The organism is Modicisalibacter coralii, from assembly GCF_004117855.1.
Taxonomy (GTDB): Bacteria; Pseudomonadota; Gammaproteobacteria; order Pseudomonadales; family Halomonadaceae; genus Modicisalibacter; species Modicisalibacter coralii.
This window is the reverse complement of record NZ_QWBW01000008.1, coordinates 271,152-286,882: the sequence shown is the minus strand read 5'-3', so window position 1 is coordinate 286,882 and position 15,731 is coordinate 271,152. Positions and strand designations below refer to the sequence as shown.

9 protein-coding genes are annotated in these 15,731 nt (G+C 65.5%); 1 reads left to right on the top strand and 8 read right to left on the bottom strand.

Annotated features, from left to right (window positions below):
• Positions 1 to 66 precede the first annotated feature (66 nt).
• From D0901_RS04795 to D0901_RS04760, 8 genes are all read right to left on the bottom strand, one after another.
• Positions 67 to 2,232 carry an ICP22 family protein gene (locus tag D0901_RS04795; RefSeq protein ID WP_129139153.1) on the bottom strand — a complete coding sequence of 722 codons (2,166 nt, stop codon included), beginning with the start codon at positions 2,230 to 2,232 and terminating at the stop codon, positions 67 to 69.
• Between the two features lie 344 nt (positions 2,233 to 2,576).
• Positions 2,577 to 2,867: a DUF6447 family protein gene (locus D0901_RS04790; protein ID WP_203234790.1), complete on the bottom strand. Its 291-nt coding sequence runs from the start codon at positions 2,865 to 2,867 to the stop codon at positions 2,577 to 2,579.
• Positions 2,868 to 2,978: 111 nt separating this feature from the next.
• Positions 2,979 to 3,779, bottom strand: coding sequence for a SapC family protein (locus tag D0901_RS04785; RefSeq protein WP_162500819.1), 801 nt, complete (start codon positions 3,777 to 3,779; stop codon positions 2,979 to 2,981).
• Between the two features lie 106 nt (positions 3,780 to 3,885).
• Positions 3,886 to 4,476, bottom strand: coding sequence for a hypothetical protein (locus tag D0901_RS04780; RefSeq protein ID WP_129139151.1), 591 nt, complete (start codon positions 4,474 to 4,476; stop codon positions 3,886 to 3,888).
• A gap of 280 nt (positions 4,477 to 4,756) precedes the next feature.
• Positions 4,757 to 8,284 carry a beta strand repeat-containing protein gene (locus D0901_RS04775; protein WP_129139150.1) on the bottom strand — a complete coding sequence of 1,176 codons (3,528 nt, stop codon included), beginning with the start codon at positions 8,282 to 8,284 and terminating at the stop codon, positions 4,757 to 4,759.
• A 467-nt stretch (positions 8,285 to 8,751) separates the two neighbouring features.
• Positions 8,752 to 12,318: a glycoside hydrolase family 99-like domain-containing protein gene (locus tag D0901_RS04770; RefSeq protein WP_129139149.1), complete on the bottom strand. Its 3,567-nt coding sequence runs from the start codon at positions 12,316 to 12,318 to the stop codon at positions 8,752 to 8,754.
• On the bottom strand, positions 12,305 to 13,756 hold the full coding sequence (locus D0901_RS04765) for an ABC transporter ATP-binding protein (RefSeq protein WP_129139148.1): 1,452 nt from the start codon (positions 13,754 to 13,756) through the stop codon (positions 12,305 to 12,307). The genes D0901_RS04770 and D0901_RS04765 overlap by 14 nt, the downstream gene beginning before the upstream one ends.
• Positions 13,746 to 14,576 carry an ABC transporter permease gene (locus D0901_RS04760; protein ID WP_129139147.1) on the bottom strand — a complete coding sequence of 277 codons (831 nt, stop codon included), beginning with the start codon at positions 14,574 to 14,576 and terminating at the stop codon, positions 13,746 to 13,748. Before D0901_RS04760 ends, D0901_RS04765 begins: the two co-directional genes overlap by 11 nt.
• A 231-nt stretch (positions 14,577 to 14,807) precedes the next feature.
• Here D0901_RS04760 and D0901_RS04755 point away from each other — a divergent pair, with 231 nt between their 5' ends.
• On the top strand, positions 14,808 to 15,725 hold the full coding sequence (locus tag D0901_RS04755) for a glycosyltransferase family 2 protein (protein ID WP_224417687.1): 918 nt from the start codon (positions 14,808 to 14,810) through the stop codon (positions 15,723 to 15,725).
• Positions 15,726 to 15,731 lie beyond the last annotated feature (6 nt).

The following is a 15,731-nucleotide window of genomic DNA, read 5'->3' as shown; positions in this document are numbered from 1 at the left end:
CGCCGGCGCTTCTCTATCAACAGCCACAGACACCTTCGCACCGGGCGGCGCCCGGTGCGCATGGCCTCAAACCGGCTGCATCTCTTCCGAGGCGGGCAGCGTGATGCCGGTCAGCTCGATGGCGAAGTCGCCATCCGACAGCTCGGGGCCGGAACCGTCGACCGCCGCTTCGCTGTCGGCATAGACGTAGGCGTTGTCCTGGAACTGGAAGGCGACATAGTCGTCGCCGCCGGTGGATTCGGCGGCCGCCGCCTCGAAGGCGCCGGTCAAGTCGCCGGCACCGGAGACATCCAGGTAGTCCGCCGTGAAGTCCACGGCCGAGGTGCCATCGCCGTTCACGATCTGGTCGCTGGCGACATCGAAGTTGACGATGGCATCCATGTCCTCGTCGCCGTAGGAGGACGTCGGGATGGTATCGCCCGTGGAGTTGGTCGCGCTCACCGCGATGGTATCGGCCGCATCGCCTTCACCCAGCGTGACGGTTTCCTGCACGTAATCCGCCCCGGTGAAGTCCAGGCCGGCATCCAGCGACGACGCATCGACACTGTCGAACTTGCGCCCGGCCTCGGTGTAGGCCACGCCACCGTTACCCGAGAGGGACAGCGTGCCACCCTCGACACCGGTGTCGGTGGTATAGACCCCCAGTTGCAGCGTCTCGCCCTGGGCCGGTCCGGCAAAGTCCGTGACCACCGAAACGCTCTCCGCTGCGTCGCGCAGGTTCAGCTCGGGAGCCTCATCGGGGGCCTGGTCGACCCGCGAGGTGACGGTCTGGTCGGCGGCCAAGTTCTGGACCTCGCTGCCCGCGGCACCGACGACGAAGTTCGTGACGCCGTCGACGGCGTTGGCATCGACATCGACATAGCTGCCGAGTTCGAGCGTCTCGAAGCCGCTGACATCGCTGGAACCGATGTCGTCGCTGCCGGTCACGGTCAGCGTATCGTTGCCGGCGCCGCCGTCGAGCATCGGCGCCGTGCCATCGACGGGCGCCGCCACGCTGTCGAGCGTCAGGGCGTCGTCGCCGCTACCCGCCTGCACGCTGGCCACCGCGTCCAGAATGCCGTCACCCGCGGTCAGCGAGCCGGTCATCGCCGTGGCGTCGATGGTGCTCGCCTCGGTCGCCTGCGCGCCGATGGTGCTGCCCGCCAGGGTCAGATCGCCGGCCCCCGACAGAGTCATGCCCGTCAGGGCATCCGCCGCCGAGCCACCCAGATCCAGGGTCGACCCCGAGCCATCGCCCGCCTGGGCGACGACATCCAGGGTATCGAGCACCGGTGTGTCCTGCTGACCGAACAGGGTCACGTCACTGTTGGTGAGGTCCAGTTGCGCGGCCGACGCGGCAGCGATATTCAGCGCCAGGGCACTGTCGACGGTATACAGGCGATTGTCGGCGCCCAGGTTGTCGATGTTGACCGTGTCGGTCGTGTCGACATTGGAGAAGCGGATCGCGCGGTAGCCATCCAGCTCGGCGGCATTGAAATCGTAGGAGCTTGCGAGATTCTGGCCATCGACCTCGAGGATCTCGTCGTCGGTGATGGTGTCATCGCCGCCGTCCGTGGGCGGTTCCTCGCCACCGCCGTCCGTGGGCGGTTCCTCGCCACCGCCATCCGTGGGCGGTTCCTCGCCGCCGCCATCCGTGGGCGGCTGCTCATCGTCCTCGCCCGGCACATCCTCGCCCGCCGGCACTTCCGGTGCGGTCAGGTTTTCCTCGTCACCATAAGCGACGAAATGCCCCAGCGGCGTCAGCCCGGCATCGGCGAACGCCTGCTGAACGTCATCAACGCTCTTGCCGGACCATTCCTCGGCCGTCTCGGGGTCGTTCTGGAGCGCGTCCAGCTTTTCCGCGTAGTAGGCGGACGCATCGAAGTCATTGGAGGGGTTGATGCCTTCGCTGGCACCGTACTGGAGATAATGCTCGTAGGGGTTGCCCTGCCAGCGCGCCTCGAATTCACCACGGGCTTCGGTCACGGTAGCGACATCGCCGTTGTCGACCATGTCACGTGCCTTGGCCTGAACGTATTCCTCGGCATTGAAATAGGCGTTGGGGGCCAGGTCTTCCTGGTAACCGTAACGGGCGTAGTGCTGTTCCGGGGTGAGGCCGTAATCGTTCTGGAGGATGTTCTCCAGATCGGCGGTGGTGCGTCCCTGCCATGCCGCATCGGCATCGGGATCATTCTGAAGCGCGTCGAGTTTGGCGTTGAGGTAATAGTCCTTATCGAAACCCTGTAAGGCCATCTGTCCTGCTCCTTTGGTGTTGCCGCGATCGGCCGTTGGCCATGTGTCCTCGTCTTGGCCGTCGGGCACTCCTGCCCGCTGGCCAAAGGAGGGCGAACATCCCGTTCGCGGCATCACCCTAGCAGTATCATTCTGTAAACAAAGTAACCCAGGTTATAAAATCGCAATGAAACGTAAAAAAACCGACCAAAGTCGCAGGTTTTACTGACAGACAATGTCCGATATCGCTGACAAGGATCGAGGTTCTGGCTGACACGTCGGGCGCCCGATCCACCCCGGCGCGGCACCGCACGGACAAAAAAACCGGCCACATGGGCCGGTTCGCTGAGACGCCGCGCGTCGGTTCACTCGCCGCTTTTCTTGCTCCGGCTGGCGGTCGTCTTCTTGGCCGTGCCGTTGCGTGCCGTGCTCTTGGTGGCGCGCTTGGCGGGCGCCTTGTCATCGGGCAGCGCACGCTCGAGCAGGTTGGAGTAGGTGACCCGCGCCGCCTGGGCGATGCCGTACTGACGCTGGATGCGGGCGATTTCCTCGTCGCAGAGGCGCAGGTTGGCCAACTGCTTGCGAGCCTCCTCGCTGAGCTGGTCCAGCTGATAATCCTTGCCGTCGATGGTGACGGTCTGGTCGTTGTCGGCCATGGTCGATCGATCCTTGGGTACTGGTAAATCGAGCCGGTATTCTAGCCGTTGTGGGCCTGTCTTCCTAGGCGAGCGACGACCGGCCGCCTCGGCGGGCGCCGGTCGCAGCGTTCAGTCGCCGAAATCGAAGGTCAGTTCCTCGTCGTCGCCGTCGAACAGCCGCTCGACGTCCACCGACTCGCCGGCCTGGCGGTGTTCGCCCACCTTGGCCTGCAGCTCGGCCAGCCGCGTCAGCCCGGGCAGGCGATGCTGAGCATAGAGCTGGGCGTAGGCGATGGCCAGGGCGCCGCTGGCGGCCAGCTCGCTCAGGGTCTCGCCGGGCAGCGCCTTGAGCGCCGCCTCGTCGGTGCGATAGACCCCCTCGACACGCCGGGCATTGCCCGCCTCGTCCTTGACCGAGAACGCCCAGGGCACCACCACCCCGGCCTCGGCCAGCGCGGTGACGGCACGCCGCGTGGCGCGGCGCTGATCGTCGTACTGACGCAGGAAGGTCATCACCCGCTCCACCGGCTGGTTCAGCTTGCCCTCGTCATCGAAGAAGCGGCGCTCCTCCTCGGCGCCCTCCACCCACAGGCCGCTGTCCGCATCGAAGCCCAGCATGCGGCGACCGCCCTCGGTGTCGTGCAGCAGGGCGAACGGATAACCGCGAAACGCGGCGGGAATGTAGCCGCCCATCCAGCGCCCGTCCGGGTGCACGAACAGGTTGCGTTGCGAGTCCAGCGAGAGCAGCGCGACCAGCGCCCACTGCTCCCCCTCGGGCATGAAGGCCAGCGGCAGCGTGGGCAGCGCGCGGGGAATCTCCTCGGCCACCAGCTCGGCGATCGGCCGGTCGACGGCGAAGGCGTAATCCGGCGTCTTCGCCCAGCCATCGGCGCGGTGACGTTCGGTACTCAGGGGAATAAAGCGTGGCATGGCACTCCTCTCGAATCGTTGGCCGGTGCCCATCCTACCAAACGAGACGCCCCCCGGCCCGGGGGCCGAGGGGCGTCAACGACAGGAACGCCGGCGGCGCCCACAATCAGGCGATATTGCCGTCGTCCAGACTCACCGCCGGGGAACCGGCGACACCCACCAGGGCCACGGCGTCATTCGCCGGCTCGGCAAGCGTCGGGGCGGGCTGTTCCGCACCTTCGGCACCGGACTCGGTGGGGAACACATAGGTCTCGGAAAACTCGCCGGCGTCCGGCTCGGCGGGGAACACCCAGGTTTCGCCGAATCCATCCGACTCGGGGGGCCGAACCCCCTCGGACACGCCATAACGGTGAAAATGCTCGACAGGCGACAGCCCGGCGGCGACGAAGGCGCTGGCGACGTCCGCGATATTCTCGTAGGGCTCGCCGTTGGCCTGGGTTTCACCGGTTTCCTGGAGCTGAGTCAGCTTCGCGTCGAGATAACCGAGCGTGTCGAACCCCGCGCTCGGATCGATGCCTTCCAGGAAGCCATAGGTGGCGTAATGCTCCCGAGCTGAGAGACCCGCGTCCTCGAAGGCCTGCTCGACGTCCTCGGTGGTCCAGTCGCCGTACTGATCGGGATCCTCCGAGCGAAGCTGTTCCAGCTTCTGCTCGACGTAATAGTACCTGTCGAAATGGGTATTGATCGGACTGGTCATGTTCCCTCCTCTGCTTGTGTAGCGTGCTTGCTTGCCTGGTTGGCCCCCTCGGCGCCGCGACTCACCATGCTACCGCGACACCCCGTTGACCGGCTGCCAGGCCACCAACGCGCCCAGTGCCGGGTAAGCCACCGAAGCGGGCCGGAAAACCGACCCTGGCATCGCTGGCGACACCCCACCAACGAGAAACCCCCCGGCCCGAAGACCGAGGGGTTCAATAAACCGAGCCGGCGAACCGACCCGGATGACATCACCAACTACGTGATGTCGGGGCAGACCCTTACGCCAGGTTGTCGACGTTCAGGTTGGTCAGCTCAGAACCGAAGTCCATGGTGCCGATCAACTGCGCGGAGGCGAAGTCGCCAGCGCCGTCGTCATTAGCGGTCAGGTGGAATGCCTTGTACTCACCGGCGTTGCTGTCGCTCTGGACCATCACGATGTAGTTACCATCGCTGGCGTCAGAAGCAATGCTGGCAGCGTCCAGATCGGAGTCACCGAAACCGGCATAGTCACCATCACCGTTCAGAGCCGTCAGCAGGTTCTGCGCGGTCAGGTTGGCGAAGGTTTCATCGGTAGTCGCACCGCTGAAGTCGAGGACGGTCACCGAGTCAGCCTCGGCAGTCGTATCGCCATTCAGCGTGGTGGCGATAGCGTCACCCGATGCAGTGGTAGACTGCAGATAGCTGGTGAAGTCGAGGATATCGGCACCGTTACCCGGAGCAGTTGTGCCATCATCACCTTGCTGAGTCACATTGACACTGTCTGCCGAGAAGGTGTCACTACCGCTGGTATCAGCGTCCGTGAAGGCGAAGTCACCAGTGGTGATATCGGTCTGATCAGCGTTGGCAGTCGAGGTGAACTCGATGGTACCTGCGCCGGTATCAGAGTTGGATACCGTGTAGTCGGTGTAAGTACCACCAGCCAGCTGGGTGATGATCTCGCTGAGTTCGACCGTACCGCTGGTATCGGAATCCGACAGCGTGATAGTGGTGCCATTGAAGTCAATGGTGTCACCATCAGTTGCTTCACCAGAGAATGTCACCGTAGCGATTTCCGGCTGCGCAGTGCCGCTACCTTCATCACCCTGAACAAGAGCGCCATCGGTGAAGTTGACGATGGTGTTGACACCGTTGTTGTAGCCGGTGAAAGCCACGGTGTCGTTGCTGAACTGGCCGGTGCCGAGAACGATCTCGTCGGTGCCAGCGCCCACGTTGATGACGTTGTCGCTTTCCGCGTCGCTGTCATCGCCGACGATATCGGTCAGGGTGGTGGTACCGCCATTAGTCACGGCTTCCTGAGCGAACTCAGTGTCGTAGATGCCGTCGGTGCTGGGATCGTTGTCAACCAGATCGATGGTGCCGTTACCATCAGAGAACGTATAGGTCGCAGCGGTACCGTCGGGATTCTGCCCGCTGAAGCCGATGCTCAGGTCGTCCAGGCTCAGCTCACCGTCAATCTTGGAGTCGACGATCAGCGCGTTGCCGTTACCGTCTTTGGCCAGCAGCAGTTCCTTCAGGACGTCATCGCCGTTGATGGCTTCCTTGATGGCCTGATTGACCTGCAGCGCAGTCACGGTGGCGTTGCCGCTACCGTCGACGTTGCTGGCAGCGATGGCGATGTTGGCAGTCGCCTGGTAGCCCATGAAGCTGGCAGTGACGACCAGGGTGCCACCATTGGAGTTCAGGCCACCGACGGTGAAGCTCTGTGCGGTACCGTTGGCACCATCGGACAGGTTCGCGTTACTGTTGGACTCGAGATCGCGAATGTTCGTCGTCGCGTTATTGAAGACGAACTGGGCACGGCCTTCATTGGTACCGAAAGCGTCGCCAGCAGTTGCGACAGTCTCGGTGCCAACGACGACGCTTTCACCTGCTTCCAGAGTCTGCTCGCCGCTGTTGTCAGCCAGCACCAGGTCGTCGCCCACACCGGTAGTGATGTTGGCGTTGCCGCTGCCTTCGCTCCACACGCGGTCGTTGCCAGCGCCCGTCTCGATGGAGACGTTGTCGTTGAGCTGCTGGTTGACCAGTGCAGCGGAGCCCTGGGTCAGGCCGTTGCTCAGGTGAACGACGTCGTTGCCGGCACCGGTGTCGATTTCGAGTTCGAAATCTTCGTGCTCGAGGACGTTGGCAGAGACGTTCAGGTTCAGCACGTCGTCGCCGCCGGTCAGGTCGTACTCGTAGACGACGTTGTCGTCGGCCGGGTCGCCGTTGACGTCAACCAGATTGAGGTCGCGATTGATGACCGCATCAGTGATGGCGGCGTTGATCGCGGAGCTGTCGACGCCGGTCAGGTCGAGGTCCTGAACGTCGTTGAGGCCCTGGTTACCACCGGTCTGGTCGGCGACGAACGGGCTGACCCAGTTGGCGGTCTGGCCGTTGGCGGTGAAGTATTCACCGGCGGTGGTGCTGTGACCCCAGGTCGCGCTCTGCTGGCCGACGCGGAAGTAGCTGCTGCCGCTGACTTCGACGACCTTCAGGTGGTTGTACTCACCGTTGTTGTCAGTGTCAGAAGAGGACAGCTCGGTCAGCCAGGCACCGTTCTTGGTGGTGACGACGAACTTCTCGATACCCACGTTGGTGTTGGACTCACCGGCGATGTTGACGCTGCCGCCCTGTGAACCGTAACCGACGTTGTCCAGCGCGATGGAGGTCTGGATCAAACCGTCCACGCCATCGGTGATTTCGTTGAAGGCACGGGCGTAGGAGTCGACACCGCCTTCATCGGCGCTGGAGACGTTGGCGGTGAAGCCGCCGAGTTCGCCTTCCTGGAGGCTCAGGACGACGGAGATACCCTTGACCTGTTCGCCGGTCAGGTTATCGGCTTCGTCGTACTGGTCGACGGAGAAGGTGTTGCCCTGACGCGCGCTCAGGCCGGAGAGGTCCGGATTGGCGGCTTTCAGGTTGGCGACACCGGTCTGGATGGCCTGGAGCAGTTCCGGATAGTCACGGGCCTGGCTCAGCGCGCCATCGGTGTTCTCGTCGTTGATCTGGTACTTGGTTCCGTTGACGGTGAACTCGAAGTAGTTGATCTGGGTGTTGTTCAGCGTTTCGGTGGTGTCGTCGGCCGGGGCCAGACGATCGGCGAAACGCAGGTCCAGTACGGAACCCTGATCCTGACCACCGCTCGCTACCATCAGCGGGCTGAGGAAGGTCGCCTGGTAGAGATCGATGCTTTCATCGATGTCGGTGGTTGCGGCGTCGTCTTCACCGTAGTTGAGCTGGTTGCTCAGGGTGAACTGGTAGTCGGCGGTGGTGTTGAAGCTGCCGTTCTCGTCACGGTAATCCTTGCCGACGTGCTTGACGAGGTCGCCCTGATCTTCCTGAGTCAGCTGCAGGTTGCCACTGTCGTCAACGGTAACGACGGTGCCGTCCTTCTCGGAAGAATCGAAGGTGATGATGTTATCCGGGGTGGGCGGCTTCGGCGTGGTGGTCACCGGCGTGGCGGTCAGCCCTTCGTCCTGGCCGTACTGGTTGTAATGCTCGAGCGGAGAAAGACCAGCCGCCTGGAAGGCGTTGGCGACGTCGGCGATGGTTTCGTAAGCTTCGCCGTTGGCCTGGGTCGCGCCGGATTCCTGGAGCTGGGCCAGCTTGTCCTTCAGGTATTCGGTGCTATCGAACTCGATGTTCGGGCTCAGACCTTCGATGTAGCCGTACATTTCGTAGTGCTGTTCGGCGGTCAGGCCGGCATCGTCGAACGCCTGCTGCACGTTTTCAGTGGTCCAGTCGCCGTACTCGGCGCTGTCCTGCTTCTGAAGCTGTGCCAGCTTTTGTTCGAGATAGAACTGCGAATCGAAATTAATCGTTGCCATACTGGCAATCTCCTTGCATATGCGGCTTTTTTTCCATGGGTTGCGGTAAAAACACCGCTATTGGATCCAACATGTTTCCAATTCGGCGCCTTGCGCTGTCGCCTGCGCACCCGTGCACACAGGCAACGGTGGCGCTCAGCGCTGCGACATGGGGCCCTGACGTTATTCGTGCCGTTGTTCCCAATGCCGGTGAAACCGGTCTCCGAGACCGTCGTCCCGGATATTACCGCAAGGCTCATTTCTAATGAGCATGAGCTTCACCCTGCTGGATGCTAGATACTTCGCATGCGCAATGCAAGCGTCAGTAAAGGGCGGGTCAGCGTTGCCCACCAACGCTTTACGGCACTTTTCTGACTGTAAGTTAATGCTCACTATCAAGGAAAGCCTGATATTCCGGTAGCTGTCATGAAAACGCCACCCTGGGCGGGTGGCGTTGGCCGAGAATAGTGAGGATTTACTAGCGCAATTCAACCGATTCGGCTGAGGATTTCTCGCCGCAAACGTCGGGCCAAAGGGCTCTGCCGGGCAATTTGTCGCAGCCGGGCCTTGGCCCCCGACCACTGGCGCGGGGCGTAGTCGGCGCTGGTGTCCGCCGGCGGCGGGCACGGGGCGGCGTAGCCGTAGCGGTCATTCACCCTGGGCGCGCGGTCGAGCCGCGCCGGGGCGTCGCTGTCGGTGACGCGGAAGCCGGCGGTCTGCACGGCGCGGGCGAGGATGCGCTCCACGGCGTGGCCGAGGGCGCCGTCGGTCTGCGCCAGCTCGTGTTCGAAGTCGCCCCAGTGCACGGCCTTCAGCAGCGGGTCCAGGGCCTCGGGGCGGCACCAGAACATCGAGCCGGCGAAGAAGTGCATGGTATCCAGCGGCTCGGCGTCGCCCAGGGTCTCGAGCAGGCGGTGCACATGGGCCGGGCTTTCCGGGTGAATGCCCCAGTAGCGCGGGTAGGCCAGCCAGTGCCCCGCGGGGCCGACCAGCCCCAGCTCGGGGTTGTCGGCGAAGGCACGCTGGATCTCGGCGATGCGCCCGGCGTCACCCAGCAGGGCCTGGAACATCTCGTCGCGCCAGCCTTCGCCGTCGCTGCGGTGCAGGCTCTTCTTGGCGTGGACCTTGCACACCGCCGCATAGCCGAGCGGGCGGATCGCGCGCAGCACTTCCAGGAAGGGGGCGATGTCGCGGCCGCGGTTGGGCACCCGGGCGGTGCGCACGCCGGGCACGTCGGCGGCGAGGCGCTGCTCGGTGTCGGCGGGGGCATCCTCGGCCAGCGTCACGAAGAGGTCATGGCCGTCGGGTATTTGTCGGAGCCAGGGCAGCACCGTCTGCCACATCTCGGGGTAGTACAGATGCAGAATCACGGCGGTGTCATGGGCGCGCGGCGTGGCGGCCATGTCGGCAATGCCCTGGGGCGCTTCGTGCGCCGCCGGGTAGTGGGCGAGCACTTCCTGGGTGGCACGCAGGAAAGCGTAGCCGTGGCGACGGTCGGGCTCCAGGTAGGCGCCCTCGGCCCATTCGTTCCAGGCGTTGATGAACACCAGTTGGCCGTCGCCGGCGTTGGCGTCGCTGCGGCGGCAGGCGTCGTCGAGCCAGCGGCGGTAGTCGCCGGGGTTGGCGCCGTGGAAGATGTGCCCGCGGCCGGGCTTTCTGGCCTCGTTGTCCCAGGCGGGGAAGACCGTCGGGTAGAGCCGGTATTCGGGGCGGGGCTTGGCGATCTGGCTGGCGACCACGTCGCGGTAGTCGTAGACGCGCCCGGCGAACTCGTGGTTGAGGAATTCCAGCTCGCCTTCGATCTGGCGGGCCTGCAGGGCGTGCGGGGGGAATTCCACGGCGGCGTCGAAGCCGTAGGGCTCTGGGTCGCCGATGCCGAAGCTCTGGGCACAGACCAGGTGCAGCTCGCCGATGCCGCGCTCGCGGCAGAACTCGCGCCAGGTGCGCGCGGTGCGCGCGGCGTCGGGGATGATGTCGACCCGATAGACGATCAGCACGGGCTTGCCGTCGACACGCAGGTAGCGCGGGTCCTCGAGCAGCGGCGCGATGTCCTCGATGAACTCCAGGTCGTCCTGGGGCTCGTGACGCTGCTCCATGAGCACGTCGTTTTCCTGGCCGTCCCAGCGCCGCGTCCAGTTCTCGTTGGCCCAGCACAGGCAGAACGGGAAGTCGATGTTGGGGTTGGCGACGTACTGGTCGATGGGCCGTTCGAGCAGGCGCTTGCGGCCGCTGAACCAGTAGTAGTGAAAGCAGAAGGCTTCGATGCCGTGCTGGCGGGCCAGTTCGACCTGGCGTTCCTGGACCTCGGGGATGCGCAGGTCGTAGAAGCCCAGCTCGCCGGGCAGGCGCGGCTGTTCGTGGCCGATGAACTGCGGCACCGCCTTGCTGACGTTGGTCCACTCGGTGAAGCCCTTGCCCCACCAGCGGTCGTTCTCGGCGATGGGGTGGAACTGCGGCAGGTAGAAGGCGATGGCGCGCATGCGGGTATCGCCGTCCAGGGCGTACTCGGTGGGCGCGACGTACTGTTCGCTGGGCTTGGCGGCGCCCTCGAAGAGGATCGGGAACAGCCGGTCGCCGCCGGCTGCGTGGTGCGTGGCCTCGCTGCCCTGCCCCGGCCGGCTGCGCAGGTAATGCAGCAGCGGGTGTTCGCGGCGGTCGATCAGCTCGGGGTGCTGGCGCAGGTAGCTGGCGGTGTCGAACTCCGCCGAGGCGGCACGCCCTTCGTAGCCGCCGTGCCGCTGGTAGTGGGCCAGCGGGTCGAGGCCACGGCTGTGCACGTCGGGGTTGTGCTGGCGGTACCACTCGGCATCGAACAGGCCGGATTCGGCGATCTGCCGGCGTTCGTCACGGGCACGGCGGACTTCGCCCGGCCATTGCCAGGCGCGCTTGACCAGGCGCTTGAGCAGCCAGCCCGGCGACTGGGCGCGGGCCTGCAGCCGGAAGTAATGGCCGTTGAGATCGACCAGTTGGCTTTCCAGGGTCTGGCGCTCGTCGACGGCGCGGTCGCGCTCGGCCCGGGCCTCGGCGAGGTCATCGGCCAGCCGGGCGATCTCGTCTTCCAGGCGGGCCTGTTCGGCGCTCAAGCAGTCGCGTTCGGCGATGAGGCGCTCACACTCGGCGATGAGGCGCTCACGCTCGGCCTGGAGGGTCTCGAGCTGGGCATCGCGGGCCTCGATCGCGCGGGATTGCTCGTCGATGGCCTCGTTCATGCCGGCGATGCGCGCATCGCGCTCGTCGACGGCGGCCTGGTAGCCTTCCAGGGCGGCACGGGCGGCATCCAGGGCCTGCTGGCGTTCGATCACGGCGTCGGCGTGGGCGATGTCCTGGCGGTAGCAGCTCGCCGGCAGCGTCGGCAGTTCGGCGTCGCTGGCCAGGGCGATCCAGTACATGGGGTCGTCGAGGCCGTTGATGGCGGCACCACCGGCGTTGCCGCCACGCTCGCCGCCGTAGGTGACCATGGCGGTGGGCTCGCGGCTTTCGGGCACCACCAGCGAGCCGTAGACCACGCGCTGCCCGAACAGGGCGTGGTGGGCGAAGTGCTCGCCGAGCAGGGTCGCGAACTCGTCGCGGCTCAGCTCGCGCACGTGGTAGGGGTTGTCGAAATCGCGCACCACGCTGTATTCGTGATGGTCGGGGCTGGAGATGATCAGCAGGCCGCCGGAGCGCAGCACGCGGCGGATCTCGGCGAGCATCTCCTGGTGGCGGTCGTGGTGCTCGATGGTCTCGAAGCTGACCACCACATCCACCGAGGCGTCGTCCAGGGGGATCGCCGCGCAGTCGCCGATGAGGAATTCGAGGTTGTCGCCCGGGTAGGCGGCCCGGGCATGGGCCACGGTGTCGGCGTCGATGTCGACGCCGATGACCCGCGCCGCGCGCTCGGCCAGCAGATGCGAGCCGTAGCCTTCGCCGCAGGCGATATCCAGCACGACCCGATCCTCGACATAGCGTTGCGCCAGGCGGTAGCGATGCTGGTGCTCGGCGACGATGCCGCCATCGAACTCCGGCAGGAAACGTTCTCCCGTCGTGGGCAAGGCGTTGGAATCACTGGACTTCATGCGGGCTATCAACCTCTAGCGAAATGGCGTGCATGGGAATGCCGACGAGGCCGTGGCTCTGGCTGCTGGAGTGCGACTTGAAGAACAGCGCATCATGGATCCAGTGATGCTGCACGTGCTCGTCCTGGGTGCCGTCGGCAATGGCGGTGCTGATGCTGTAGTCGCCCCGGGGCAGAATCGGCATGCGGAAGGTGAAAGCGGCATTCAACGCCTGGCCGGGCGCGGTGCCGACGGGGTCGTCGCGGTACGTCAGGAAGCTGTTGTCGCCGAACAGGGTCTGGCCCAGGCGGTCCTTGACGTAGAAGCCGATGATCGGGCGCGTCAGCGGCTCGCCGCTCTGGGCGCGGGCGCGAATCCGCAGCGTGACGGTCTCGCCGCCGACGATCCACGACAGCGGCCGGCCGTCGGCGTCGGTGAGTTCGACGTGTTCGATGGTGGCGTGCCCCTTGCCGAAGCCGCTGGCGGAGGGATCGAACTCGAAGATTTCCAGGTCGTTGCGATACGGCGAGGCGTTGATCAGGTCCTGGCGCATGTCGCGGCGCTCGCGGGGTGCCGGCTCGGCCTGGCGCGGACCGGCCGAGGCGCGCCCGGCGCTGCCGCTGCCCTGGTTGGACTCGAAGAAGGCCTGCAGGTAGGCGTCGGCGACGTCCTTGGGCTCGCCCTCGGCGACCACCTTGCCGCCATCGAGCCAGATGGCCCGCTGGCAGAGGTTGAGCACCGCGGCGGTGTCGTGGCTGACGAACAGTACGGTGCCGCGCTTCATGAAGTCGCGCAGAAAGCGCATGCACTTCTGGACGAAGAAGGCGTCGCCCACGGCGAGCGCTTCGTCGATGACCAGGATGTCGGCGTCGACGTGGGCGATGACGGCGAACGCCAGACGCACGTACATGCCGCTGGAGTAGGTCTTGACCGGCTGGTCGATGAAGTCGCCGATCTCGGAGAAGGCCAGGATGTCGTCGAAGCGCGCGTCGATCTCCTCGCGGCTCAGGCCAAGCACCGTGGCGTTCATGTAGACGTTCTCGCGGCCGGTGAACTCGGGGTCGAAACCGGCGCCGAGTTCGAGCAGCGCGGCGACGCGCCCGCGGGTGCCAACCTCGCCGCGGGTCGGCGCGAGCGTGCCGCAGATCATCTGCAGCAGGGTCGACTTGCCGGAGCCGTTGCGGCCGATGATGCCGACCGTCTCGCCCCGGGCGATCTCGAAGCTGATGCCGTCGAGGGCGTGGAAGTCGCGGCCGTACTCGCGCGGCGGCCGGCCGATCAGGCGCTGCAGGCGCGGCACGATGAACTGCTTGAGCCGGTCGCGGGGGGTGGCGTAGACCCGGTAGTACTTGGCGACGTCGGCGACGCGAATGGCCACGTCGTCGTGGGCGGCGCCCTCCCCGGCTCCGGCGGTTTCCGCTGCCACGCGCTCGGCGGCGTGCACACTGTCAGAGCACATCGGCGAACCCCTTGCGTGTCTTCTGGAACCAGGCGAAGCCCAGCCAGGCGACGACCAGTGCCGCCAGGCCATAGGCCGTCAACCCCAGCCAGTCGGGCATCTGCCCGGCGATCACCACCCGGCGCATCTGTTCGATGATGAAGGTCAGCGGGTTGGCGAGAATGAACGGGCGGAACGTCTCGGGCAGCGCGGAGAGCGGATAGAACACCGGCGAGAGAAACAGCAGCATGGTGGTCACCAGCGACATGGTCTGGCCGATGTCGCGCAGGAAGACACCCAGCGAGGCCAGCATCCAGCCCAGGCCCAGCGCCAGCAGACACAGCGGCAAGGCGACCAGCGGCGCGAGCGGCAGGGTCGCGGGTATGTCGTGGTCGATCGCGAGCTGCGCCAGCACCAGCACGACGAGGCTGACCATGGCGTGGAACAGTGCCGAACCGAGCGGCACCAGTGGCAGGATCTCCAGCGGGAAAACCACCTTCTTGACGTAGTTCTCGTTGGCCAGGATCAGCCCCGGGGCGCGGTTGAGCACTTCGGCGAACAGGCTATGCACGATCAGCCCGGCGAACAGTTGCAGGGCGAAGTGCGCCTGGCCGCCTTCCGGGGTCATGCCCCAGCGCGCCTCGAACACCACGGTGAAGACGAAGGTGTAGACACCCAGCATGATGATGGGATTGAAGAACGACCAGGCGAGACCCAGCACCGAGCCCTTGTAGCGCCCGACGACGTCCCGCTGAATCATCTGCCGTGTCAGGTTCCGGTAGCGCCACAGGCGCTGTAGCATCGCCGGAAGCGAAACCGATTGGTAAGCGTGAGGATTCATCGTCCCTCTTTATCAACTACAAGACTCGAGCCGTGTATGATCGACATCCGTGCCGCTGACGGCCATTTGGTCGGGCATATTACAGTAGTCGGGTTATGTTGAGAATTGTCGCCGATCCGGAACCCGGCGCGGGGCCGCCGGCTGGCGCGGGTCGTGGCACCGGAGGTGCGCCGGCGGCCCTGTAGCGTCTCCGGTAAGCGACAGGTCATGGATGAACGAGGGAGAACAGCGTTGCGTCGAGTCGGTATCTGTGTACCAACCCTGAATGCGGGCGCCGACTGGGCGGCATGGCTGGCGGCAACCCGGCAGGCGGCGAACGGCTATCGCTTGCTGGTCATCGATTCGATGTCCGACGATGCCACGGCGACGCTGGCCGAGGCCGAGGGCTGCGAGGTGCGACGCATCGCGCGCGGCGACTTCGACCACGGCGGCACCCGTGGCTGGGCGCTGGAGCTGTTGGCGGATTGCGACATCGTGATCTTCGTCACCCAGGATGCCCTGGTCGCCTCGCCGGAAGCGTTCACGCGACTGGTCGCGGCCTTCGACGACCCGAGCATCGGCGCCGCCTACGGCCGCCAGTTGCCCTATGACTGGGCGACGCCGGTGGCCGCCCACGCCCGGCTGTTCAACTACCCGCCCCACTCGCACACCATGGCCGCCGAGGATGTCACGCGCTACGGCATTCGCGCGGCCTTCCTGTCCAACTCGTTCACCGCCTACCGGCGCGAGGCACTGATCGCGGCCGGCGGCTTCCCCTGCGGGACCATCCTCAGCGAGGACATGATCGCCGGCGCGCGGCTGTTGAAGAACGGCTGGCGGCTGCACTACTGCGCCGAGGCGCAGGTCTATCACTCGCACAACTATTCGCTGTTCCAGGAGTTCCGCCGCTACTTCGATATCGGCGTGCTGCACGCCAACGAGCCGTGGCTGCTGGAGATGACCGGCCGCGCCGAGGGCGAGGGGCGGCGCTTCGTGGCCTCCGAGGCCCGCTATCTGCTGCACCGCGCGCCCTGGCTGCTGCCCATGGCTACCGTGCGCAACGGCTTGAAGTACCTGGGCTATTCGCTGGGCCGCCATCACCAACGGCTGCCCAAGCGCTGCAAGCCGGGGCTGTCGATGCACGCCGGCTACTGGCGACGCAACGCCTGACGCGCG

Coding starts and splice junctions, on each gene's coding strand:
- D0901_RS04760 (WP_129139147.1), bottom strand. CDS start 14,576: ATGAATCCTCACGCTTACCAATCGGTTTCGCTTCCGGCGATGCTACAG.
- D0901_RS04770 (WP_129139149.1), bottom strand. CDS start 12,318: ATGAAGTCCAGTGATTCCAACGCCTTGCCCACGACGGGAGAACGTTTC.
- D0901_RS04775 (WP_129139150.1), bottom strand. CDS start 8,284: ATGGCAACGATTAATTTCGATTCGCAGTTCTATCTCGAACAAAAGCTG.
- D0901_RS04765 (WP_129139148.1), bottom strand. CDS start 13,756: ATGTGCTCTGACAGTGTGCACGCCGCCGAGCGCGTGGCAGCGGAAACC.
- D0901_RS04795 (WP_129139153.1), bottom strand. CDS start 2,232: ATGGCCTTACAGGGTTTCGATAAGGACTATTACCTCAACGCCAAACTC.
- D0901_RS04790 (WP_203234790.1), bottom strand. CDS start 2,867: ATGGCCGACAACGACCAGACCGTCACCATCGACGGCAAGGATTATCAG.
- D0901_RS04785 (WP_162500819.1), bottom strand. CDS start 3,779: ATGCCACGCTTTATTCCCCTGAGTACCGAACGTCACCGCGCCGATGGC.
- D0901_RS04780 (WP_129139151.1), bottom strand. CDS start 4,476: ATGACCAGTCCGATCAATACCCATTTCGACAGGTACTATTACGTCGAG.